21 protein-coding genes are annotated in these 21891 nt (G+C 71.1%); 11 read left to right on the top strand and 10 right to left on the bottom strand.

Annotation, left to right across the window (positions count from 1 at the left end):
- Window positions 1–47 precede the first annotated feature (47 nt).
- Window positions 48–905 (top strand): DUF3558 domain-containing protein, encoded by an 858-nt coding sequence (locus HZZ00_RS34265; protein ID WP_257585517.1) that lies wholly within the window; start codon window positions 48–50, stop codon window positions 903–905.
- 93 nt (window positions 906–998) lie between these two features.
- Entirely contained in the window at window positions 999–2330 is a 1332-nt protein-coding gene (locus HZZ00_RS34270) for a DUF2637 domain-containing protein (RefSeq protein ID WP_257585518.1), read from the top strand.
- Window positions 2331–2424: 94 nt separating this feature from the next.
- Here HZZ00_RS34270 and lysS read toward each other — a convergent pair whose 3' ends face one another.
- Window positions 2425–4164: a lysine--tRNA ligase gene (lysS, locus tag HZZ00_RS34275; RefSeq protein WP_180329953.1), complete on the bottom strand. Its 1740-nt coding sequence runs from the start codon at window positions 4162–4164 to the stop codon at window positions 2425–2427.
- Window positions 4165–4374: 210 nt separating this feature from the next.
- On the opposite strand from lysS, the gene argS reads away from it, so the two are divergent.
- Window positions 4375–6150, top strand: coding sequence for an arginine--tRNA ligase (gene argS, locus HZZ00_RS34280; RefSeq protein ID WP_180333823.1), 1776 nt, complete (start codon window positions 4375–4377; stop codon window positions 6148–6150).
- Between the two features lie 9 nt (window positions 6151–6159).
- Here argS and HZZ00_RS34285 read toward each other — a convergent pair whose 3' ends face one another.
- Window positions 6160–7152, bottom strand: a complete 993-nt coding sequence (locus HZZ00_RS34285; protein ID WP_180329954.1) for a YafY family protein — start codon at window positions 7150–7152, stop codon at window positions 6160–6162.
- An 83-nt stretch (window positions 7153–7235) separates the two neighbouring features.
- Here HZZ00_RS34285 and HZZ00_RS34290 point away from each other — a divergent pair, with 83 nt between their 5' ends.
- Window positions 7236–7616 (top strand): VOC family protein, encoded by a 381-nt coding sequence (locus HZZ00_RS34290; RefSeq protein ID WP_180329955.1) that lies wholly within the window; start codon window positions 7236–7238, stop codon window positions 7614–7616.
- Window positions 7617–7781: 165 nt separating this feature from the next.
- Here the strand turns inward: HZZ00_RS34290 and HZZ00_RS34295 are convergent, their stop codons facing one another.
- Both HZZ00_RS34295 and HZZ00_RS34300 read right to left on the bottom strand, forming a co-directional pair.
- Window positions 7782–8765, bottom strand: coding sequence for a polysaccharide deacetylase family protein (locus HZZ00_RS34295; RefSeq protein ID WP_180329956.1), 984 nt, complete (start codon window positions 8763–8765; stop codon window positions 7782–7784).
- Between the two features lie 26 nt (window positions 8766–8791).
- Window positions 8792–9796, bottom strand: a complete 1005-nt coding sequence (locus HZZ00_RS34300; RefSeq protein WP_180329957.1) for a glycoside hydrolase family 11 protein — start codon at window positions 9794–9796, stop codon at window positions 8792–8794.
- Between the two features lie 308 nt (window positions 9797–10104).
- On the opposite strand from HZZ00_RS34300, the gene HZZ00_RS34305 reads away from it, so the two are divergent.
- Complete coding sequence (locus tag HZZ00_RS34305) at window positions 10105–10920, top strand: DUF4253 domain-containing protein (RefSeq protein WP_180329958.1); 816 nt, start codon at window positions 10105–10107, stop codon at window positions 10918–10920.
- A 43-nt stretch (window positions 10921–10963) separates the two neighbouring features.
- On the opposite strand, the gene HZZ00_RS34310 is transcribed toward HZZ00_RS34305, so the two are convergent.
- Window positions 10964–12364 (bottom strand): transcriptional regulator, encoded by a 1401-nt coding sequence (locus HZZ00_RS34310; RefSeq protein ID WP_180329959.1) that lies wholly within the window; start codon window positions 12362–12364, stop codon window positions 10964–10966.
- A gap of 176 nt (window positions 12365–12540) precedes the next feature.
- Here HZZ00_RS34310 and HZZ00_RS34315 point away from each other — a divergent pair, with 176 nt between their 5' ends.
- Window positions 12541–13317: a DUF4232 domain-containing protein gene (locus tag HZZ00_RS34315; protein ID WP_257585519.1), complete on the top strand. Its 777-nt coding sequence runs from the start codon at window positions 12541–12543 to the stop codon at window positions 13315–13317.
- A 32-nt stretch (window positions 13318–13349) separates the two neighbouring features.
- Here the strand turns inward: HZZ00_RS34315 and HZZ00_RS34320 are convergent, their stop codons facing one another.
- The 3 genes from HZZ00_RS34320 to hemB all read right to left on the bottom strand — a co-directional run bounded on the left by HZZ00_RS34320 (window position 13350) and on the right by hemB (window position 16175).
- The gene (locus HZZ00_RS34320; RefSeq protein WP_180329960.1) at window positions 13350–13985 is read right to left on the bottom strand and encodes an NAD(P)-dependent oxidoreductase; all 636 of its coding nucleotides are present in this window, start codon (window positions 13983–13985) and stop codon (window positions 13350–13352) included.
- A 22-nt stretch (window positions 13986–14007) separates the two neighbouring features.
- Window positions 14008–15030: an LLM class flavin-dependent oxidoreductase gene (locus HZZ00_RS34325; protein ID WP_070025263.1), complete on the bottom strand. Its 1023-nt coding sequence runs from the start codon at window positions 15028–15030 to the stop codon at window positions 14008–14010.
- Window positions 15031–15182: 152 nt separating this feature from the next.
- Window positions 15183–16175, bottom strand: coding sequence for a porphobilinogen synthase (hemB, locus tag HZZ00_RS34330; RefSeq protein ID WP_070022621.1), 993 nt, complete (start codon window positions 16173–16175; stop codon window positions 15183–15185).
- A gap of 206 nt (window positions 16176–16381) precedes the next feature.
- Here hemB and HZZ00_RS34335 point away from each other — a divergent pair, with 206 nt between their 5' ends.
- The 3 genes from HZZ00_RS34335 to HZZ00_RS34345 all read left to right on the top strand — a co-directional run bounded on the left by HZZ00_RS34335 (window position 16382) and on the right by HZZ00_RS34345 (window position 19653).
- Window positions 16382–17377, top strand: coding sequence for a phospholipase D-like domain-containing protein (locus HZZ00_RS34335; protein WP_180329961.1), 996 nt, complete (start codon window positions 16382–16384; stop codon window positions 17375–17377).
- A gap of 221 nt (window positions 17378–17598) precedes the next feature.
- The gene (locus tag HZZ00_RS34340) at window positions 17599–18687 is read left to right on the top strand and encodes a lytic polysaccharide monooxygenase (RefSeq protein WP_180329962.1); all 1089 of its coding nucleotides are present in this window, start codon (window positions 17599–17601) and stop codon (window positions 18685–18687) included.
- Between the two features lie 87 nt (window positions 18688–18774).
- Window positions 18775–19653: a class I SAM-dependent methyltransferase gene (locus HZZ00_RS34345; RefSeq protein WP_180329963.1), complete on the top strand. Its 879-nt coding sequence runs from the start codon at window positions 18775–18777 to the stop codon at window positions 19651–19653.
- On the opposite strand, the gene HZZ00_RS34350 is transcribed toward HZZ00_RS34345, so the two are convergent.
- Window positions 19650–20078 (bottom strand): DUF5959 family protein, encoded by a 429-nt coding sequence (locus tag HZZ00_RS34350; protein ID WP_180329964.1) that lies wholly within the window; start codon window positions 20076–20078, stop codon window positions 19650–19652. The genes HZZ00_RS34345 and HZZ00_RS34350 overlap by 4 nt on opposite strands.
- Before the next feature lie 112 nt (window positions 20079–20190).
- Entirely contained in the window at window positions 20191–20646 is a 456-nt protein-coding gene (locus HZZ00_RS34355) for an ATP-binding protein (RefSeq protein WP_374028502.1), read from the bottom strand.
- Window positions 20647–20806: 160 nt separating this feature from the next.
- Here HZZ00_RS34355 and HZZ00_RS34360 point away from each other — a divergent pair, with 160 nt between their 5' ends.
- Together HZZ00_RS34360 and HZZ00_RS34365 are read left to right on the top strand one after the other, a co-directional pair.
- Window positions 20807–21640, top strand: a complete 834-nt coding sequence (locus tag HZZ00_RS34360) for a DUF5753 domain-containing protein (protein WP_180329965.1) — start codon at window positions 20807–20809, stop codon at window positions 21638–21640.
- Window positions 21637–21834 carry a DUF397 domain-containing protein gene (locus HZZ00_RS34365; RefSeq protein ID WP_180329966.1) on the top strand — a complete coding sequence of 66 codons (198 nt, stop codon included), beginning with the start codon at window positions 21637–21639 and terminating at the stop codon, window positions 21832–21834. Before HZZ00_RS34360 ends, HZZ00_RS34365 begins: the two co-directional genes overlap by 4 nt.
- Window positions 21835–21891: the final 57 nt, after the last annotated feature.

Genomic DNA, 21891 nt, shown 5'->3' on the forward strand with positions numbered 1-21891 from the left:
CCCCGCAGGAACCCGCACGAACACCGAGCGTCATGAGTGAAGGAACCATGCAGCGAGACGACGTAGCCCACCTGAGCCAGCGAACCAGGAACCTCCGCCGTGTTCTTGTCTGCGCGGCAGCCGTTCCCGCCTTGCTGATCACCGCGGCCTGCTCCTCCGACTCCGGCGACTCCAAGCCCAAGAGCGGCGACAGCGCGAGCGCCGGGCAGCCGGCGAGCGGCAGCGCGACGCCCTCCGCCAGCGCCACCCCGACCGTCGAGCCGGCCACGTACAAGACGCTCCCGAACCCCTGCAAGGTGCTGTCGGACAAGACCCTGGGCGACCTGGTCCCCAAGGCCGACACCGCGGGCAAGAAGGGCAGTTCGGACGAACCGTCGTCCCGTTCCTCCTGCTCCTGGAGCAGCCTGGCCAACAACGGCGTCAAGGGCTCCCAGTTCCGCTGGCTGAACGTCTCCCTGCTGCGCTTCGACTCCGACACCACGCGCGGCTCCGCCAACACCCAGGCGCACGCGTACTTCGGCAACCAGGTCAAGGACTCCCAGTCGGTGGACGGCGGCACGAACGCCAAGGTCCAGCCGGTCTCCGGCGCGGGCGACGAGGCGACCTCGGTCCGCTACGACCTGAAGAAGAAGGAAGGCCTCTTCAAGCAGGAGACGATCGTCGCCCGGGTGCAGAACATCGTCGTCACCCTCGACTACAACGGCGCGGGCCTCGCGGGCGACAAGACCCCCGACGCCGACGACATCGCCAAGTCCGCGGAGAAGGCCGTCAAGGAGGTCGTGGCCTCGATCTCCTCCGCCGGCGAGGACAACTCCCCGGGCGGTTCCTCGGCGAGCCCCTCCTCTTCCGCCAAGTCGCCCTCGGCCGACGCTTCTCCGTCCAAGTCGCCCGACAAGAAGGGCTGACCGAACGGGCTTACGGCCGACCGGCGCCGCGTGCCCCGCACACGTGTGCCACCCTGTTGCGTCGCAACAACAGGCAACGGGAGGGGAGTACGAGTGGCCGCGCCACCGCAGCTGACTCGGATGCACCGGATACTCATCGGCGTGGTCGTGGGCGGTGCCCTGATCATCGCGGGAATCGGCTTCGCCGGTTCCTACGCGGCCGTCCGTGAGCTGGCCTGGAAGAAGGGCTTCGGGAACTTCGCCTATGTCTTCCCGGTCGGCATCGACGCCGGCATCTGTGTCCTGCTCTCCCTGGACCTGCTGCTGACCTGGATCCGCATCCCCTTCCCGCTGCTGCGCCAGACGGCCTGGCTGCTGACGGCGGCGACGATCGCGTTCAACGGCGCCGCCGCCTGGCCGGACCCGCTGGGCGTCGGCATGCACGCGGTGATCCCGGTGCTCTTCGTCGTCTCCGTCGAGGCGGCCCGGCACGCCGTCGGCCGCATCGCCGACATCACGGCCGACAAGCACATGGAGGGCGTCCGGATCACCCGCTGGCTGCTCTCCCCGGTGCCGACGTTCCTGCTGTGGCGCCGTATGAAGCTCTGGGAGCTGCGCTCCTACGACCAGGTCATCAAGCTCGAACAGGAACGCCTCGTCTACCAGGCGCGGCTCCGTTCCCGCTTCGGCCGCGCCTGGCGCCGCAAGGCCCCGGTCGAGTCCCTGATGCCCCTGCGCCTGGCCCGCTACGGCGTCCCCCTGGCGGAGACGGCCCCCTCGGGCCTGCTGGCCGCGGGGATAGAACCGGTCCTGCTGCCCCCGGCGCCCGCGGCCGAGCTGACGGCGGGGGTTCCGGCGGCGGCCGGCATCGGTGAGGGTCCGTCGGCCGACGCCACCGCGCCCGCGCGGGCCGTACCCACGCAGCCGGCGCCCGCGCGGCCCGCCGCCGCGCCCGCGCCGCACGGCGAGCGGCACCCCCAGGCCCCCGAGAGCCCCCCGGGCCCCCTGCCGGACGACCAGAGCCCCTGGTTCCAGGCCCCCCGCGAGGTCGAGTACCACGGCGACTACGACCCCACCTACGAGCCGCCCCCGGAGCCCCAGTACGAGCCGGAGGAGCAGTACGAGGACTGGTACGAGGACCAGCCGCCGGAGCAGTTCCAGCAGCCCTCCCCGGAGGAGACCGGCAGCTTCCCGATCCCGGTGAGCCCCAACCGCACCCGGGAACTGGGCGAGGGCGGCGGCTACCCCGAGCCCGAGCCGACCGAGGAGGACTACTACCAGGTCTTCCGCAAGTCGATAGACGGCAGCTACCCGACCGGCGCCCAGTTCAAGGACAACGTCGAGGCGACCTTCGGCATCGCCCTCCCGCTGGACCGGGCCAACCGCATGGTCGAGCACTTCAGCGAGCACCACGACGCACAGCTGCGGGAATACCCCATCGCCTAGGGAACGCGCCCACGCACCGCCGAAGAACGAGCGGACATGACGAAGGGGCCCGCCCGAAAGAGGGCCCCTTGCGCGCGTCCGCGTCACATCGGCGTCACTCGCCGAGCAGGCTCCGCACCCGCTCCTGGCCCACCGCCAGCAGCAGCGTGGGCAGCCGCGGCCCGGTGTCCCGGCCCACGAGCAGCTGGTACAGCAGCGCGAAGAAGGACCGCTGGGCGGTCTTGATCTCCGGCGGCAGCTCCTTCGGCGTCGCGTCCGCCGAGAACCCGGCCTGCACCTTCGGCACGCCGTACACGAGGTGCGTCAGCCCGTCCAGCGACCAGTGCTCGGCCAGGCCGTCGAGCAGCAGCCGCACGGACCGCTGCGACGCCTCGTCCAGCGACTTCAGCAGCTCGGCGTCCGGCTCCTCGCGCACGATGGTCCGCTGGTCCGCCGGCACGTGCGTGTTGATCCACGCCTCGGCCTTGTCATACCGCGGGCGCGCCTCGTCCAGCGAGCCCAGCGGTCGCTCCGGGTCCAGCTCGGAGAGGATGCGCAGGGCCTGGTCCTCGTGGCCCGCCGTGATGTCGGCGACGGAGGCCAGCGTCCGGTACGGCAGCGGGCGCGCCGTCTTCGGCAGCTCACCGGCCGCCGTGCCCACCGCGCGGGTGTACGCGGCGACGTCACCCGGCAGCGCGGAGCCGTCGGCGACCTTCGCGGCGAGCTTGTCCCACTCGTCGTAGAGGCGCTGGATCTCCTGGTCGAAGGCGATCTTGAAGGACTGGTTGGGCCGGCGGCGGGCGTACAGCCAGCGCAGCAGCTGCGGCTCCATGATCTTCAGCGCGTCCGCCGGGGTCGGCACGCCACCGCGCGAGGACGACATCTTGGCCATGCCGGAGATGCCGACGAAGGCGTACATCGGGCCGATGGGCTGCTTGCCGTCGAAGATCCCCACGATCTGCCCGCCCACCTGGAAGGACGACCCCGGAGAGGAGTGGTCGACACCGCTGGGCTCGAAGACCACGCCCTCGTAGGCCCAGCGCATCGGCCAGTCGACCTTCCAGACCAGCTTGCCGCGGTTGAACTCGGCGAGCCGGACGGTCTCGGTGAAGCCGCACTCGTTGCAGGTGTACGACAGCTCGGTGGTGTCGTCGTCGTACGAGGTGACCGTGGTCAGGTCCTTCTCGCAGTTGCCGCAGTACGGCTTGTACGGGAAGTACCCGGCGGAGCCGGAGGAGCCGTCGTCCTCGGACGCGGCGCCGGAGCCCTCCTCGGCCTCCAGCTCGGCCTCGTCCACGGCCTTCTGTTGCTGCTTCTTGACCTTGGGCTTGGTGCGGTACTGGGCGAGGATCGCGTCGATGTCGCCCCGGTGCTTCATGGCGTGCAGGATCTGCTCGCGGTAGGCACCGGAGGTGTACTGCTCGGTCTGGCTGATCCCGTCGAACTCGACGCCCAGCTCGGCCAGCGACTCGACCATGGCGGCCTTGAAGTGCTCGGCCCAGTTCGGGTACGACGAGCCCTTCGGTGCCGGGACCGAGGTCAGCGGCTTGCCGATGTGCTCGGCCCAGGAGTCGTCGACGCCGGCGATGCCCGCCGGGACCTTGCGGTAGCGGTCGTAGTCGTCCCAGGAGATCAGGTGGCGGACCTGGTACCCGCGGCGGCGGATCTCGTCGGCGACCAGGTGCGGGGTCATGACCTCGCGCAGGTTGCCCAGGTGGATGGGGCCGGACGGGGAGAGGCCGGACGCGACCACGACCGGTTTGCCCGGGGCCCGGCGCTCCGACTCCTCGATGACCTCATCCGCGAAACGGGAGACCCAGTCGGTGGTCTCGGTGCTCTGAGCCACGATCGGCACGTCCTTCTTTCTCCATCGGGCAGCCGCAGCGGTCGCACGGCTGACCGCTCCATTGTCCCAGGCGGGACCACATCCACGAAAACGGCTTTTCAACGCGTTGGACGGCCCTCCCGCGGGCCGCGTTCACCGTCGGACCGGAAAATTCGCTACACCCCCCGTGGGATACTGGGCGTGACCATCCATCCCCACGAGGAGAACGGCACTCCACCTATGGCCTCGGTCACGTCCCTCAGCGACTCCGTCCAGCAGCACCTCGCGTCCGCCCTCTCGGCCACCCTGCCGGAGGCCGCCGACGCGGACCCGCTGCTGCGACGAAGCGACCGGGCCGACTTCCAGGCCAACGGCATCCTGGCCCTCGCCAAGAAGGCGAAGGCCAACCCGCGCGAGCTGGCCACCCAGGTCGTCGCCCAGGTGACCACCGGTTCGGTGATCAAGGACATCGAGGTCTCCGGTCCCGGCTTCCTCAACATCACCGTCTCCGACCGGGCGATCACCGAGAACCTTGCCGCGCGGTACGCGGACGAGGCCGGCCGCCTCGGCGTCCCGTTCAGCGCGGACCCGGGCACCACGGTGATCGACTACGCGCAGCCGAACGTGGCGAAGGAGATGCACGTCGGCCACCTGCGCTCCGCGGTGATCGGCGACTCGGTCGTCCAGCTCCTGGAGTTCACCGGCGAGACCGTGATCCGCCGCCACCACATCGGCGACTGGGGCACCCAGTTCGGCATGCTCATCCAGTACCTGGACGAGCACCCGCACGAGCTGGACCACAAGCGGTCCGCCAAGGACACCGCCGCCTCCGGCGAGGAGGCGATGTCCAACCTGGACCGCCTCTACAAGGCCGCCCGGGGGCTCTTCGACTCCGACGAGGAGTTCAAGACCCGCGCCCGCCGCCGGGTGGTCGACCTCCAGGCCGGCGACCCGCGCACGCTCGCGATCTGGCAGAAGTTCGTGGACGAGTCGAAGATCTACTTCTTCTCCGTCTTCGAGAAGCTGGACATGGAGATCCGGGACGCGGACATCGTCGGCGAGTCCGGGTACAACGACATGCTGGCCGAGACCTGCCGCCTGCTGGAGGAGTCCGGCGTCGCGGTCCGCTCCGAGGGCGCGCTCTGCGTCTTCTTCGACGACATCAAGGGCCCGGACGGCAACCCGGTGCCGCTGATCGTCCAGAAGTCCGACGGCGGCTACGGCTACGCGGCCACCGACCTCTCCGCGATCCGAGACCGCGTCTTCAACCTCAAGGCGAACACGCTCCTGTACGTGGTGGACGCGCGCCAGGCCCTGCACTTCCGGATGGTCTTCGAGACCGCCCGCCGGGCCGGCTGGCTGAACGACGACGTGACCGCCTACCAGCTGGCCTTCGGCACGGTCCTGGGCAAGGACGGCAAGCCGTTCAAGACGCGTGCGGGCGAGACGGTCCGTCTGGTCGATCTCCTCGACGAGGCCGTCGACCGCGCCTCGGCCGTGGTCCGCGAGAAGGCCCAGGACCTCTCGGAGGAGGAGATCGCCGAGCGGGGCGCCCAGGTGGGCATCGGCGCGGTGAAGTACGCGGACCTGTCGACGTCGGCGAACCGGGACTACAAGTTCGACCTGGACCAGATGGTCTCGCTCAACGGCGACACCTCCGTCTACCTCCAGTACGCCTACGCCCGCATCCAGTCCATCCTGCGCAAGGCCGGCGACACCCGTCCCGCCGCCCACCCCGAGCTGGACCTGGCGGACGCCGAACGCGCCCTCGGCCTGCACGCGGACGCCTTCGCGGAGACGGTCGCCGAGGCCGCCAAGGACTTCGCCCCCCACAAGCTGACGGCCTACCTCTACCAGCTGGCCTCCCTCTACACGACCTTCTACGACAAGTGCCCGGTCCTGAAGGCCGAGACGCCCGCCCAGGTCGAGAACCGCCTCTTCCTGTGCGACGTCACGGCCCGCACCCTGCACCAGGGCATGTCCCTGCTGGGCATCAGGACGCCCGAGAAGCTCTGACCCCGGGTCTCAGCGGCCGCGGAGACCGTCTCCGCGGCCATCCGGCCGCCGTTCCCCGTTGTCCTCCACCAGCTCCCGCGCCCGGCGGGCCACCGCCAGGCGCACCGAGTCCGGGGAGAGGACGCGCAGCGGGGTGCCCAGGGTGAGCAGGTAGCGGGCCAGGCCGTCCGGGTCGGGGCCGCCGATGTCGACGACGGTCGCGTCGGGGCCGTCGGGGCGGTGGGTGCCGATGGTCGGGGGGATCAGGCGGAGGGCCTCGGCGAGGGGCAGGCGGAGGCGGACGGTGGCCGAGAGGGGATAGGGGCCGTTCGCGATGTTGCGGGAGACCAGGTGCGCCGGGTCCGGGGGGTCGGTGAGGTCGGCCGGGTGACCGGTGGGCTGGAGGCGGTCGACGCGGTCCGCGCGGAAGGTGCGCCACGCGCCGCGCGCCACGTCCCGGGCGACCAGGTACCAGAGCCGTCCCGTGTGCACCAGCCGGTACGGGTCGATCTCCCGGACCGTGCAGCGGCCCTCGGCGTCCGTGTACGACAGTCTGGCCCGCTCACCCCGCCGGCAGGCGGCCGCCAGCTCCAGCAGCAGGCCGGGGCCGACCCCGGACCCGCCGGCGCCGGGCAGCCGTACGAACGCGTCGTCCAGTTCGCCCAGGCGGTCCGCGATGCGGCGGGGCAGCACCTGGCGGAGTTTCAGCAGTGCCGAGAGCGCGGCCTGGTCGCTGCCCAGCGCCCGGTTGAGGGCCGCCTCGCTCAGGCCCACCGCCACGGCCAGCGCCTCCTCGTCGTCCAGGATCAGCGGGGGCACGCGGGTGCCGGCGCGCAACCGGTAGCCGCCCCAGGGGCCCGCCTCGGAGTCGACCGAGTACCCGAGTTCACGCAGCCGCGCGACGTCCCGGCGGACCGTGCGGTCGGTGACCTTCAGGGACCGCGCCAGCTCGGCGCAGGTCCACGACGGCCGGGCGGACAACAGGGACAGCAGGGACAGCAGTCGGGCGGACGCGGCTATCACGAGGCCATCACGGGCGGAAGTCTCGCACAGCCGCCGCACGACCAGGACCGTGACTGTCCTGGTTCCGTCGTAGCGTGCCGTCCATGACCACGAACTCCACTCCCGCCTTCCGCTACGCCGCCGTCACCTTCGACTGCGCCGACCCCCGGCGACTCGCCGCGTTCTACGGCGAGTCGCTGGGCTACCCGGTGCTCTTCTCCACCGACGACTTCGTCCTGCTCGGCAAGGAGGGCGCCGCCGGCCTCGGCTTCACCCGGATCGCCGACTACCGCCCGCCCACCTGGCCGGACCCCGCCCGTGGGAAGCAGGCCCACATCGAGCTGGGGGTGGACGACCTGGCCGAGGCGGAGCGGCGGATGCTGGAACTCGGCGCCACGAAGCCGGAGTTCCAGCCGGGCGAGGGGCGGTGGACGGTGCTCCTCGACCCGGCCGGACACCCGTTCTGCATCACGACCCTGGCCTAGGGCCTCTCGTCTGGATCATGCCGGGCTCGCGGGGCCTGGCACGCACATCTGCGGCGTTGTCGTCGGTCGCCAATGCTCCGCGTTGACTCCCTCCTCCGCCTTGCATCTGCACGCACCAGACCCCGCTCCCTGATCCGGCCTGATCCAAACGAAAGACCCTAGGGATCAGCTCGCCGTGCAGCTGAACGTCGGCCAGGTGGTGGAGCCGTTCTTCTGGATGGTCAGGCCCCAGTTGTCGCCGTTGCCGTTGGGCTTGGCCACCAGCACCTGGGCGCTGGGATAGCTCGCGGTCACGTTCCAGGTGGCCATGACCTTCTCGGGCGCCGGTACGTTCGCGGTGACGGTCCAGTTGCCGGAACCGCTCACCGAGACGTTGAGGTTGTACCGGTCGTCCCACACCTGGCCCGCGGTGACGGTCGCCGTACAGCCGCCGGTACCGCCGCCACCACCGCCCCCGCCCCCGCTTCCGCCGCCGTCCGGTGCGACGGCGCGGCCGGTCTGCGGGGAGATCATCCCGGCGCACATCCCGCGGCTCGCGAGGTTCTGGGCGATCCGCGGGATGGCGGCCAGGGTGTTGGCCGGCCACTCGTGCATGAGGATGACCTGGCCGTTGCCGAGCCGGGAGACGGCCTGGACGATGGCGTCCGTGCTGGCGCCGTTCCAGTCCCCCGAGTCGACGTCCCAGATCACCTCGGTGAGGCCGTACTTGGCCTCGACGGCCTTCAGCGTCGCGTTGGTCTCCCCGTACGGCGGCCGGAACAGTTTCGGCGTTCCGCCGCCGGCACTCGCGATGGCCTGCTGGGTGCGGGAGATCTCCGAGTCGATCTGGTCCTGGCTCATCTGGACGAGGTGCGGGTGGGTGTAGCTGTGGTCGCCCACCCACATCCCGGCGTCGACCTCGGCCTTGACCTGTGCCGGGTACGAGACCGCGTACTGGCCCTCGTTGAACATGGTGGCCCGCAGCCCGTTCTGCTTGAGCGCGTTGAGGACGGCCGGTGTGTGGTCGTTGGACGGGCCGTCGTCGAAGGTGAGTCCGACGTATCCGGAGCAGGTGGCGGCCTGCGACGGCGCGGCTCCGACGGTCAGGGTGCCCGCGGTCGCGGCCGCGAGGGCGGCGGTGACGGCGAGGGCGAGTCTGGCGGTGCGCATGCGTGCTCCTCCTTGGGACCGGGGCGTCAGCTCGCCGAGCAGGACACCGTGGGCCATGTCGTACTGCCGTTCTTCTGGATGGTCACGCCCCAGTTGTTGCCGTTGCCGTTGGGTTTGGCGACGAGCACCTGGCTGCTGGGGTAACTGGCGCTGACGTTCCAGGTGGCCATGACCTTCTCCGGGGAGGGCACGTTCATCGTCACCGTCCAGTTGCTGGAGCCGCTGACCGAGACGTTGAGGTTGTACCGGTCGTCCCACGACTGTCCGGCCGTGATGGTCGCCGTGCAGCCCCCGGTGCCACCGCCGCCGCCACCGCCGCCCGAACCCGAGCTGTCCAGGGTGATGTTGGAGTTGCCGCTGCTCTGGTAACCCTCGGTCGCCATGATCATGTAGTAGTTGAAGCTGCCCAGGTTCATCCCGTGGGCGGCCCAGGCGTCGAAGTGGTTGCCGGTGGTGATGGTGCCGCCGGTCCGCTTGGTCTGCCGCACGCTCCAGTACTGGTTGAACGTCTTGGTGCCCTCCACGGACGGCGCGTTGGTGCGGGTCGTCTCGTAGATGTCGTACGTCCCGCCGTCACTGGTGACGGTGCCCTTGTAGGTGCCGGTGGGCCGGTAGGTGCCCCAGTTGTCGACGATGTAGTACTCGACCAGCGGGTTCGAGGTCCAGCCGTACAGCGAGAGGTACGCGTTGCCGGACGGGTTGAAGCTGCCGGAGTAGGTGACGGACCGGCGACCGCCGTTGCTCCAGCCCTTGCCCGCCACGAAGTTGCCGACGTTGCTCCAGTTGGTGCTGTAGTTGCCCGCGGAGCCCAGGTTCATGGAGACGGAGCCACCGCCGTCGGTCCAGAACGAGTAGTAGTAGCCGTTGTTGGTGCCGGTCTGGTTCGTGGTGATGACCGTGTCGGCACGGGCGATCCCGGTGCCGGGCAGGGTCAGCGCCCCCACGGCGAGCAGGACGACGGCGCAGGCACCTCTGAAGAGCGAGGTGAGGCGGCCCAGCGGACCGCGTTCTCTTCGGCTGCGGATCTTCATGGACGTGCTTCCTCCTCATGGAACGGGGTGGGGCCGGATGAGGGTGGAGCGACGCGCTGCGCGATGGGGCATCAGTGTTGGGTCGCCGGTAAGGACAGTCAATGGTTTCGGTAGAAATTTCGAAACATTCGCTTCATCAAGTCGTAATAGGAATAGGCGTATTGGCAGGTGAAACCGCGATTCAGAGGGGTGTCACAGGTTCCGCAGAACCTCGGGAGACGACACGACAGGAATGGGCTGAGCGGGTGTCGAAAGTTTCGAGACCGCGGGGCGGTGCGTTGTCAGACCCCGCCCCTACAGTCACCGGCATGGCGACTCTTCCCAACCCGCTGCCCCGGCTGGCCACCGAGCCCAGCGGGCGTTCCCTGGGGCTCCAACTGCCGCCGGGCAGGCTGATCGAGACCGGCGCCGGCCCGCACCACGAACCCCTGTGCTGGCTCGCGGACAAGCCGGCCGCCCCCGGCACCTGGACCGCGCTCGGCGCACCGGCCGCCCGGGCCGGCCTGCTGCCGGTGCTCGTGGAGACCGCGGGCACCCAAGGCGGCCCGGAGAACTGGACGTTCCTGCCCCGGCACACGTCCTATCCCGGCGATCACGACCCGGAGGACGTCCTCGCCGGGCACTGGGAGACGGACTGGGAGGACGAGGAACTCGGGGACGTGCGCGCCCCGTTCGCGGCCGACTGGCCCGGGACCGCCCCCGCCGGGAAGCTCACCGTCGACCCGGGCACCTGCGCCGCGCGCGCCGCCGACGAACTCACCGCGGACGAGCACCAGTCCGTGTTCCCCGCGCCCCGCCTCGCCCTCGTCCCCGCCCGGCGCTCCGCCGACATCCCGGCCGCGCTCGGCTGGAGCGGCCCGGTGAACCACGACGGTGACGTGGCCCGGCTCTGCGCGGTCCTGCGCTCCTGGGAGGACCGGTTCGGCATACGGGTCGTCGCCCTCGGCTTCGACGCGCTGCTGCTGTCCGTGGCCGCCCCGCCGGCCGACCTGGCCGAGGCCGAGGCCGTCGCGGCGGAGCACTTCGCGTTCTGCCCGGACAACGTCATGCAGGGCACCGGCACCCTGCTCGCCTACGCCAAGGAGCTGGTCGGCGAGACCACCTGGTTCTTCTGGTGGGACTGACCCGGGACGGCACGGAACGGAAGCGGGCGGCGCGGGGGCCGGGTCACTGCTGCGCGGGCGCCCACTTCTCCCCGCCCAGCGGAAACGCGTACGCGGGCCGCCCGTTGTTGCCGCTGGTGCGGAAGGGCCGGCCCTTGTCGCCGATCTCCAGGGTGCCGTGCCGCCCGCCGCTGGACCAGGACAGTTCCAGGTACCAGCTGACGTCGTACGCCGACGCGTCCGCCGTGATGTAGAAGACCTCCGGGTCCGACTCGCTCACGCTGAACGGGAAGCCGCGCTGCCCGGCCACCGGCTGGACGGCCGGGCGTACGGCGTCCAGGGCGACGGTGAAGGAGTTGGTGGGCACCCCGGCGCCGCAGCCGACGCCGGGGTAGCCCATGGCGTAGTCGTTCCAGGCGAGCGGCGCCCGCTTGCCCGCCATCCGTACCGACAGCCCCTCCAGTACCACGGTGTCCCGCCCGCTGCCCTGCACGGTGAGCGTGACGAACTGCTCCCCGGCCGACACCGCCTGGTGCACGGCGACCCACGCGGGCGCGCCGTTCTCGCTGGGCGGCGGGTTCACGTCCTCGGGCGGCCGGTTGATCAGGTAGTGCTGGGAGCAGGGGCTTTCCCAGGAGTACGGGTGCGTGGTCACCGTGAGGGGGGCCGCCGAGGCGGGCGCCTGGCCGCTCGTGTCCGGGGGCGCGCTGGTGGCGGCGTCCGGTCCGTCGGCGTTGCCCGGGGTTGCGGAGGCGGAGGGGTGCCGGGCGGACGCCGAGGCGGAGGGCGAGCGGCTGCCCCGGGGACGGCTCGGGCCCGCACCGGTGGCCGGCGCCCGGTCCGACGCGGCGACCGCCGCTGGATCGGCGCCCTTGCCATCGTTGTCCTGGTCCCCGCCGGGCACGACCAGCGCGACCGCCACGGCACCGAGTACGGCGGCACCGGCCACGGCCGCCAGCAGGGCGGGACGACGGCGGCGGGCACGGGGAGCGGGCGGGACGGGCTCCGGCTCCGGGCCCCCCGCCGGTTCCGCCACCGACCCCGGCGCCTGTTCCGGGGCGGGGCCGGCGGCGGGCGCCGATCGCGGACCGGCCCCCTCCGCCGACGCCCCGGCACCCTCTTCCGTCCCGGCCTCTCCTATCCCGGAAACCTCTTCCGTCACCTCGGCCTTGGCAACCTCGGCGGTCACACCGTCACCGGCAGCCGACTTCTGTCCCCGCCGCGCGTCCGCCAGCACCCAGCTGCGGTGCAGTGCGACCAGCTCCGCGGGCGTCGCCCCGCACAGCCGGGCCATGCGTTCGACGGGCGCGTAGTCCGTCGGTACCGCGTCCCCGTTGCAGTAGCGGTGCAGCGTGGACGTACTCATGTGGAGCCGTTTGGCGAGCATGCCGTAGCTGTGTCCTGAGCGGTTCTTCAACTCCCGCAACAGCTCGGCGAATCCGGTCCCCCCGGCGCTTTCCGACACGGTCCTTCCCCTCCCCTGTCCCGTTCCCCCGTTCCAGGGAAGGGACGTTCTTGCAGGTCACAGCCCATTTGACCGTTCCAGCGTCCCGGATGCTCCGCCGGGGCTGGCGGGCGGGACGAACGGCCCCGCAGGCTGTGGACATCCAAGCACTCCACCACCAGGAATCGAGAAGCGCCATGCTCAACTCCCGTATGCGCCGCACCCGTACGCCGCTGCTCGCCGTCGCCGGCGCCGCCCTCGCCGCCCTCGCCCTCACGGCGTGCGACAGCGGTACGGGTACCCAGGACGAGGGTGCGGCCAAGCACTCCCCGTCGGCGACCACGAGCGAGGGAACGCCGAACGCCAACCAGCCGTCCGCCGACGCGAAGGGCGGGCAGGACGGAACGGGGGCGAAGGACGGGACCGGCTCCGGCACCTCCTCGACCGGCCACGCGAACGCCAAGCAGTCCTCCGCCGGCACCCGCCGCGGCTCCTCCGGCTCCGGCTCGGGTTCCGGCGGCGCCTCCGAGCCGTGGGACCCCGCCAACCGGGTGCTGTGCAACGGCTCCAACACCCGCGTCACCGCGCAGCTCCAGTCCCGTCCGCTCAACCACATGCTGCTCACGGTCACGAACACCGGCTCGAAGTACTGCGACCTGACGTACTACCCGGTGCTGCGCTTCGACGGGATGCAGTGGGCGCCGCAGGCGGACGAGTCGACCCACCCGCAGGCGGTGACCACTCTCGCGCCGGGCAAGTCGGGTTACGCGGAGGTCCGGCTGTCCGCAGCCGACGGCAGCGGCGACGGCGGCACGACGGGCCGCCGGCTGACCGTGTACTTCCAGGGCAAGACGCCGAAGAGCGACGGCGGCGCGACGGCCAACCCGACGCTGCCCGCGAAGGGCGTGTACTACGACAGCTCGCTGGAGGTCACCTACTGGCAGAGCGACCTGTCCAGCATCTCCAGCTGGTGACCCGGCCCCTTTGGACCCCGTCGGGAGCCGCTCTAGTAGGCGATGGAGATGTGCGCGCGGGGATGTGCGTCGCGCTCGATCTCGTCCACGACGGCGAGCGCGAAGTCGGCGCCGGAGATCTCCGACCCGCCCTGGTCGTCGTAGAACGCGACGTCCCCGCCGACGCGGTAGGTCCCGGTCCGCTCCCCGGCGGCCCAGGAGCCGTAGCCGGCCGCCGGGGAGACCAGGGTCCAGTCGAGCGAGGCGGGCGCGGAGCCGGAGAGCCATTCCCGTACCGCGTCCATCTCTCGCGCCTCGGAGCGGAACTGCTCGGGCACGTCCCCCTCGGCGAACCGGGGCTCGCCCGGCGCGCGGCGCAGCGAGGAGAACCCGCCGATGACGATCAGCCGGGCGCCGTCGGCGGCCGCCGCGGCGGCGACCTCCTGGTAGAGGCCGAGCAGCCGGCCGACCAGGTCACCGCGCGGCGACAGGGCCGCGACCACCGCGTCGTGGCCGGGGACCAGCCGTACGGCGTCCTCGGCCGGGCCGTGGGTGTACGTCACCCCGTCGACCGGGGCCTTGGGCGCCGACCGTGAGTACGACGCCACCTGGTGGCCCCGGGACACGGCCTCGGCGGCGATGTTCGCGCCCGTGTAGCCGGTCCCGCCGATGATCAGGATCTTGCTCATGGGCCGCTCCCGCCGGTCGGGGTCAGCGCCAGCCGAGGGCGGGCGCGACATGGGTGAGGATGTTCTCCAGGACATGACTGTTGTAGTCCACGCCGAGTTGGTTCGGCACGGTCAGCAGCAGCGTGTCGGCCTCGGCGATCGCCTCGTCCCCGGCCAGCTGCTCGATCAGGGCGTCCGGCTCGGCGGCGTAGGTGCGGCCGAAGATCGCCCGGGTGTCGGCGTCGAGGTAGCCGATGCTGTCGCTGCTGTCGCCGTCACGGCCGAAGTAGGCGCGGTCACGGTCGTCGGTGAGGGCGAAGATGCTGCGCGAGACGGACACGCGCGGCTCGCGCTGCCAGCCGGCCTCGGCCCAGGCCTTGCGGAAGGCCCGGATCTGCGCCGCCTGCTGCACATGGAAGGGCGCGCCGCCCTCGTCGTCCTTGACGGTCGAGCTCATCAGGTTCATGCCGAGCCCGGCGGCCCAGGCGGCGGTGGCGTTGGAGCCCGCACCCCACCAGATGCGGTCGCGCAGCCCCTCGGAGTGCGGCTCGATGCGCAGCAGCCCCGGCGGGTTGGCGAACATCGGGCGCGGGTTCGGCTCGGCGAAGCCCTTGCCCTGGAGCACCATCAGCAGCACCTCGGTGTGCTTGCGGGCCATGTCGGCGTCGGTCTCGCCCTCGCCGGGCGCGTACCCGAAGTACCGCCACCCGTCGACGACCTGTTCCGGTGAGCCGCGGCTGACGCCGAGCTGGAGCCGGCCGCCGGAGATGAGGTCGGCGGCGCCGGCGTCCTCGGCCATGTACATGGGGTTCTCGTACCGCATGTCGATCACGCCGGTGCCGATCTCGATGCGCGAGGTCTTCGCGCCGATCGCGGAGAGCAGCGGGAACGGCGAGCCCAGCTGCCGGGCGAAGTGGTGCACACGGAAGTACGCCCCGTCGGCCCCGAGCTCCTCGGCGGCCACGGCGAGGTCGATGGACTGCAACAGCGTGTCCTTGGCGCTGCGGGTCCGCGAGTGCGGGCTGTCGGCCCAGTGGCCGAAGGAGAGGAATCCGATGCGTTTCATGCCGGGTGAACAGCACCCAAAACTAATTGATTCCTCAACCATCGAGGTCATGATGTCCACGGAGTCCCCGGGGACCATGGAACCCATGGAGCGACGACGGCCGGGCCCGTCCGGGACGCTCCCCGGCCGGACCCGGCCACCGGTCGCCGGGTCTAGCGCAGCTGCCGGGCCGCCTCGGTCGCCCAGTACGTGAGGATGTTGCGCGCGCCGGCCCGCTTGATGCCGGTCAGCGTCTCCAGGATGGCGCGGTCCCGGTCCACCCAGCCCTTCTCGGCGGCGGCCTCGATCATCGCGTACTCGCCGGAGATCTGGTACGCGGCGACGGGGACGTCCACGGCGTCCGCGACCCGGGCGAGGATGTCGAGGTAGGGTCCGGCCGGCTTGACCATCACCATGTCCGCGCCCTCGGCGAGGTCCAGCTCCAGCTCCCGCAGGGACTCGCGCCAGTTGGCGGGGTCCTGCTGGTACGTCTTGCGGTCACCGCGGAGCGAGGAGGCGACGGCCTCGCGGAAGGGGCCGTAGAAGGCGGAGGAGTACTTGGCGGTGTAGGCGAGGATCGCCACGTCCTCGCGGCCGATCTGGTCGAGCGCGTCGCGGATGACGCCGATCTGGCCGTCCATCATCCCGCTGGGGCCGACGATGTGGGCGCCGGCGTCGGCCTGGACCTGGGCCATCTCGGCGTACCGCTCCAGGGTGGCGTCGTTGTCGACGCGGCCCTCGGCGTCCAGCACCCCGCAGTGCCCGTGGTCGGTGAACTCGTCCAGGCACAGGTCGGACATGACGAGGAGGTCGTCGCCGACCTCGGCGCGCACGTCGCGCAGGGCGACCTGGAGGATGCCGTCGGGGTCGGTCCCGGCCGTGCCCTGGCCGTCCTTCTTGCCCTCCTCCGGCACGCCGAAGAGCATGATCCCGGAGACACCGGCCGCCACCGCGTCCAGCGCCGCCTTCTTCAGGCTGTCGCGGGTGTGCTGCACGACACCGGGCATGGTCGCGATCGGAACCGGCTCGCTGACGCCCTCGCGGATGAACGCGGGCAGGATCAGGTCGGCGGGGTGCAGGCGCGTCTCGGCGACCATCCGCCGCATGACGGGCGTCGTCCGCAGCCGCCGGGGACGCGTACCGGGGAAGGATCCGTACTTCGTCATGCCTTCTACGCTACGCCCGCGCACCCCCCGCCTTTACCGACGCACTGTCGGCCCCGCGGCGCCCCATTGAGGGGCAAACCGGAACGCCGATACCGAGTTTTTGCGCCCCCCTGGCCATCTCTGGATCCGCACGCCTCCTCAGCGTTCTACGCGCGTGGTGTCATGCACCCGACACCCACCCTCTGCCTCCCAAAAGGAGCCGCGCAATGCTGCGGAAGGCCCTCACCCGCGCCGCCGTCGCTCTCGCCGCCGGTACCGCCGTCGCCGTCGCCGCCGTACCCGCGAACGCGGCGAGCTACTCGGCGTTCGCCTTCTCCCAGGCCGGCACCGGCCAGCCCACGATCTACGACTTCATCAACTCGGCCACCACCAAGCTCGACATGACGATGTACGAGCTGGAGGACACGACGGCCGTCAACGACCTCGTCGCGCTGGAGAAGAAGGGGGTCGCCGTCCGGGTCGTCCTGGACCAGGCGCACAAGACCGCCAACAACTCGGCGTACACGACGCTGACGAACGCGGGCGTGGGCGTGGTGTGGTCCTCCACCGCGTACGTCTACACCCACCAGAAGACGATCACGGTGGACGGCACCAAGTCCCTCGTGCTGACGGGCAATCTGACCTCGCAGTACTACTCGACCAGCCGGGACTACGGGGTGTTCACCGACGACACCCGCGACGTCGCCGCGATCGAGAAGGTCTTCGACGCCGACTACGCCGGCACCTCGGTCACCCCCACCGACGGCGACCACCTGCTGTGGTCCCCCACCGACTCGCGCAGCCGGCTGGTGTCCTTCATCAACGCGGCGACCAAGACGCTCGACGTGCAGGAGCTGGAGTTCAGCGACAGCACCGTCGTCAACGCGATCGTGGCCCGCGCCAAGGCGGGCGTGAAGGTCCGCGTCGTGCTCGAAGACCCGTCCAGCTACGCCAGCGAGGTCTCGGCGATCAAGGCGGCGGGCGGCACGGTCGTCGGCTACTCCGACCCCAACGGCTTCTACATCCACGCCAAGGCGATGGTCGCCGACTACGGGCTCGCGACCCAGGAGGTCGAGGCGGGCTCCATGAACATCAGCAGCAACTCCCTCGCCAACAACCGGGAGCTGGGCATCATCCTGACCGGCACGGGCGTGGCCCAGCCGGTCGCGCAGACCATCGAGACGACGTTCGACGGCGACTACGCGGGCGGTACGGCGGCGTAACCGCACGACGGCACACCAACGGCCCGGGTGGGGCGGCGACTTGGCCGCCCCACCCGGGCCGGTCGTTTTCCGCCCCGCCCAAGACCACTTTGTCCAGACGGTTTACATATCGTTTATGCGTCCCTACCCTCCGAAGGTGGGAGCGCTCCCATCGGTCTGTATGTCATGACCATGATCACGACATCCACCCAACCCGATCTGCGAAAGGTCACTCCTCCCCCATGATCAGACGCAGCAGAACGTCGGCGCTGCTGGCAGCAGTCGCCACCATGCTCTCCGCGTTAGGGCTGGTCTTCCTCGGTACGGGATCCGCGTCGGCCCACGGCGTCGCCATGTTCCCCGGCTCGCGCACCTACCTCTGCTACAAGGACGCCATCACCAGCACCGGCGCGGTCGACCCGACCAACCCGGCCTGTGCGGCGGCCATCGCGCAGAGCGGTGCCACCTCGCTCTACAACTGGTTCGCGGTGCTGGACTCCAACGCCGCCGGCCGGGGCCAGGGTTACGTGCCGGACGGCACCATCTGCAGCGCCGGGAACAAGTCGCCGTACGACTTCAGCGGCTACAACCTGGCCCGCAACGACTGGCCGAAGACGCATCTGACCTCGGGCTCCACCATCCAGCTCCAGTACAGCAACTGGGCCGCGCACCCGGGTGACTTCCGGGTCTACATCACCAAGCAGGGCTGGTCGCCGACGACTCCGCTCGCCTGGTCGGACCTCCAGCTCGTCTCGACCACCACCAACCCGCCGGCGTCCGGCTCCCCGGGCACGGACGGCGGCCACTACTACTGGAACCAGACACTGCCCTCCGGCCGGTCGGGCGACGCGCTGATGTTCATCCAGTGGGTGCGGTCGGACAGCAACGAGAACTTCTTCTCCTGCTCCGACATCGTCTTCGACGGCGGCCACGGCGAGGTGACGGGCATCCGTGGCAGCGGCACGACGACCCCGCCCCCGGACGGCGGCGGCGGTACGACCCCGCCGCCCACCGGCGGAACCGGCTCCTGCATGGCCACGTACAACGTGGACAGCTCCTGGAGCGGCGGCTTCCAGGCCACCGTCACGGTCATGAACCACGGCGACTCGGCCATCAACGGCTGGCACGTCGGCTGGACACCCGGCAGCGGCACGACGATCGGCAGCGTGTGGAGCGGCGTCCTGTCCTCCGGCTCGGGCGGCGCGGTGACGGTCGGCAACGCCGCGTACAACGGCACGATCCCGGCGGGCGGCACGACGACGTTCGGCTTCACGGCGACGTCATCGGGCAACAACCTCCCCGCGGGCAGCATGAGCTGCACGACACCGTAGTACGGCTCGGCCTGCGGGTGCCGGCATGACGGCGTCCGCAGGCCGTTTCCTCTCGCCGAGGTCCGGGCGGGTGTTGAATGTGGCCCCATGGGCGACAGCGGGCGTGCGGCGAGTGGGACGGCGGTGCTGGTCTGTCAGGGGCGGGCGGTGGCGGACGGGCGGGCCGGGACGGAGCGGTTCTCGGATCCGGTGGCGGTCCGGCTGCTGCGCGACGCGGAGCGCGCTTCCGTGGACGAGGTGCGCGCGGGCACCCCGCCGAAGGGATGGCGGGAGCGCACGGCGTACGAGAAGGTGCGGGCCTGCGGCGAGTTGCTCGTGCCGCGTACGGTCGCCATCGACGAGGCACTGCGCGCCCGCCCGACCGGCCAGCTGGTGATCCTCGGCGCCGGCCTGGACACCCGCGCCTGGCGGCTCGCCGCACTCGCGCAGACGGATGTGTGGGAGGTCGACCACCCCGCCTCCCAGCAGGACAAACGCGCCCGTCTCGCCGAGGCCGCACCCGAACCGCGGGCCGTCGCCCGGTCGGTGCGCTTCACCCCGGTCGACTTCGCCGTCGACGACCTCGGCGCGGCCCTGGACGCCGCCGGGCACGACCCCTCGGCACCGACGAACTGGCTGTGGGAGGGCGTCGTCCCCTACCTCACCCGCGACGAGGTGCGCGCCACCGTGGCCGCCCTCGCCGCCCGTACGGCCCCGGGCAGCGCGCTCGTCGTGAACTACCAGTCACCTTCGGCAAGGGTGGCCGCCGGGCAGCTGCTGTCCCGGGCACTCGGTGATTCCATCACCTCGGGCGAGCCGTGGCGCTCGCTGTGGAAGCCGCCGCAGCTGGCCGCGCTGCTCGCGGAGCACGGCCTGCGGGTGGTGTCCGACGACGATCTCCTCACCGTCGCCCGGGACGTCGGCAGCCCGACCCGCGTGCGGACCTCACTCCGGTCGAGCCGCGTGGCCATCGCGGAGCGTCCCTAACCCGACAGCCGCGGAACCCAGTGGTCCACGACCCGGCGCAGCCGCCGGCGGTGGTCGGCGATCCAGTCGTCCGGCGGCACGACGGGCACCCGCACGGTGACCATGGACCCGGACTCGTCCTCCACCACCACCTCCGGGCACCCCCGTTCCCCGTCGAGCAGCACGAAGAGGGACGGCCCCCTCTCCATCTCCATCCACGCCACGTCGGTGCCCGCGTCGAGGCGGCCCAGCGCATCGGCCCAGTCGGCCAGCCGGGAAGCCGACAGCGCGAGGTCGATCCGGCCGGACACGAAGGGCGTCCGGACGACGATCTCGGCGCGCAGTCCCGCACCCCACCGGGGGTTGAGCCCCAGCACGTCGACCGTGACGCTGTTGCCCTCGTCGTCGGCGAGGAAGATGAGCCGCGTCGGGGAACTGTCGTCCATACCTGCCCTTTCGTCGGCGAGTCCTGAGCGATCCTCACCCGAGGAGAGGACGACCCGCATCCGCTTTAACCGGCGCCTGGCGAGGGAGGCGGCCTCATCGGCGGAGTCGTCGTCACTGTGCTCGGTCCGCGGCGCCACCGAGCGGAGCGAACCCGCACTCCGCCCACACCGTCTTGCACGGCACCGGGCCGAGGCGCACGCCCCAGCGGTCGGCCAGGGTCCCGACCAGGAGGAGACCGTACCCGGACTCGGCCGGGGCGGCGGTGGCCGTACGCACCGGAAGCGCCTCCGCGCGCGTGTCCGTGACCTCGATGCGCAGGACGCCCGGCTCGGGCACCGCGAGGGTCAGGCGGAAGCTGCGGCCCACCACCCGGCCGTGCAGCACCGCGTTCGTGGCCAGTTCGGCCACCAGCAGGCGCGCCGGGTCCAACGGCACGCCCCACGAGTCCAGTTGCTCGGCCGCGAGGAGCCGCGCCAGGCGGGCGCCCCGGCGCGTGGCCGACAGCGGTACGGAGAACTGGTGCAGCGGCGCCTGCGCCCGCACGGTCTGCTGAGTCTGCTCGTTCACATCACGCAGAGTGTCGAGCCGTGCGTAGCCTGTGAATACCAGGGGCCCGTGCGGCCCCTGCCTGTCCGCGCGTCGGCCGGATCCGTCCGGGCTGTACGGCGTGACCGGGCACGGGCGCCCGTGGTTGGGCCATAGAGGGAGCGGCGGGAGGGCAGCAGACGTGAGCGACTGGGACGCCGAGCTGGAGGACGAGGAGGCCGGGGCGGTGATCCGCACGGTCGCCCGGCAGTTGAAGCTGTGGCGCGAGGCGGCGGGCCTCACCCAGCCCGAGTTCGGAGCACTGATCGGGTACGGGGAGGAACTGGTCTCCTCCGTGGAGCGCAGACGGCGCATCCCCCGCCCCGAGTACCTGGACGCGGCGGACGAGGCGCTGGGCGCCAACGGCAGGATCTCGGCGATGAAGACGGACCTGGAGGAGGTCCGCTACCCGAAGAAGGTACGGGACGTGAAGCGCCTTGAGGCCGAGGCGGTGGTGATCGGCTCCTACAACAACTCCGTCGTGGACGGACTTCTCCAGACCCGCGAGTACGCGCGGGCCGTCATCGGATCACGAAGGCCGCCGTTCACGGTGGAGGAGCTGGAACGGCGGGTGGCCGCGCGGCTGGCTCGTCAGGAGATCATCAACGCCGCAACGGCCGAGCCGCTCTTCAGTTTTGTGCTGTGCGAGTCGACGCTCCGTCGGCCACTCGGGGGCAAGATGGTCATGCGCGGGCAGCTCGAACGGTTGTTGGAGGTGGCCCAGTTGCCCAACGTCGATCTGCAAGTCCTTCCCCTTGGCAGCGAGGAGAACTCCGGCCTCGATGGCCTTTTCCGGCTGCTCAAACTCAAGGACGGGACCAACGTGGGGCTCAGCGAAGCACCGCTCGTCAGCCGGGTCTTCTGCACCCCAAAGGAGACCACTGCCCTCGACATGCGCTATGGGATTATCCGAGCGCAGGCTCTCACGCCACGGGAGTCACTGGCCCTGATCGACAAAGCACTTGGAGAGACATGAGCCTCAAGACCGGTCCCCAGCTGGAGTGGGTCAAGAGCAGCTACAGCACGTCCGACGGCCCGTCCTGCGTCGAGGTGGCCACCCCCGACGACGACCGCATCCTCGTCCGCGACTCCAAGAACCCCACCGGCCCCCGCCTCACCCTCGCCCCCACCACGTGGGCGCGCTTCCTGCCGTACGCGTCGAAGCACTGACGGGCGGAAAGCCACCCGCCCACCCTTCGGCCGACAGCTTCGGGGTGGGCGGGTGGG

Source organism: Streptomyces sp. NEAU-sy36 (assembly GCF_013423905.1).
GTDB classification, from domain to species: domain Bacteria; phylum Actinomycetota; class Actinomycetes; order Streptomycetales; family Streptomycetaceae; genus Streptomyces; species Streptomyces misionensis.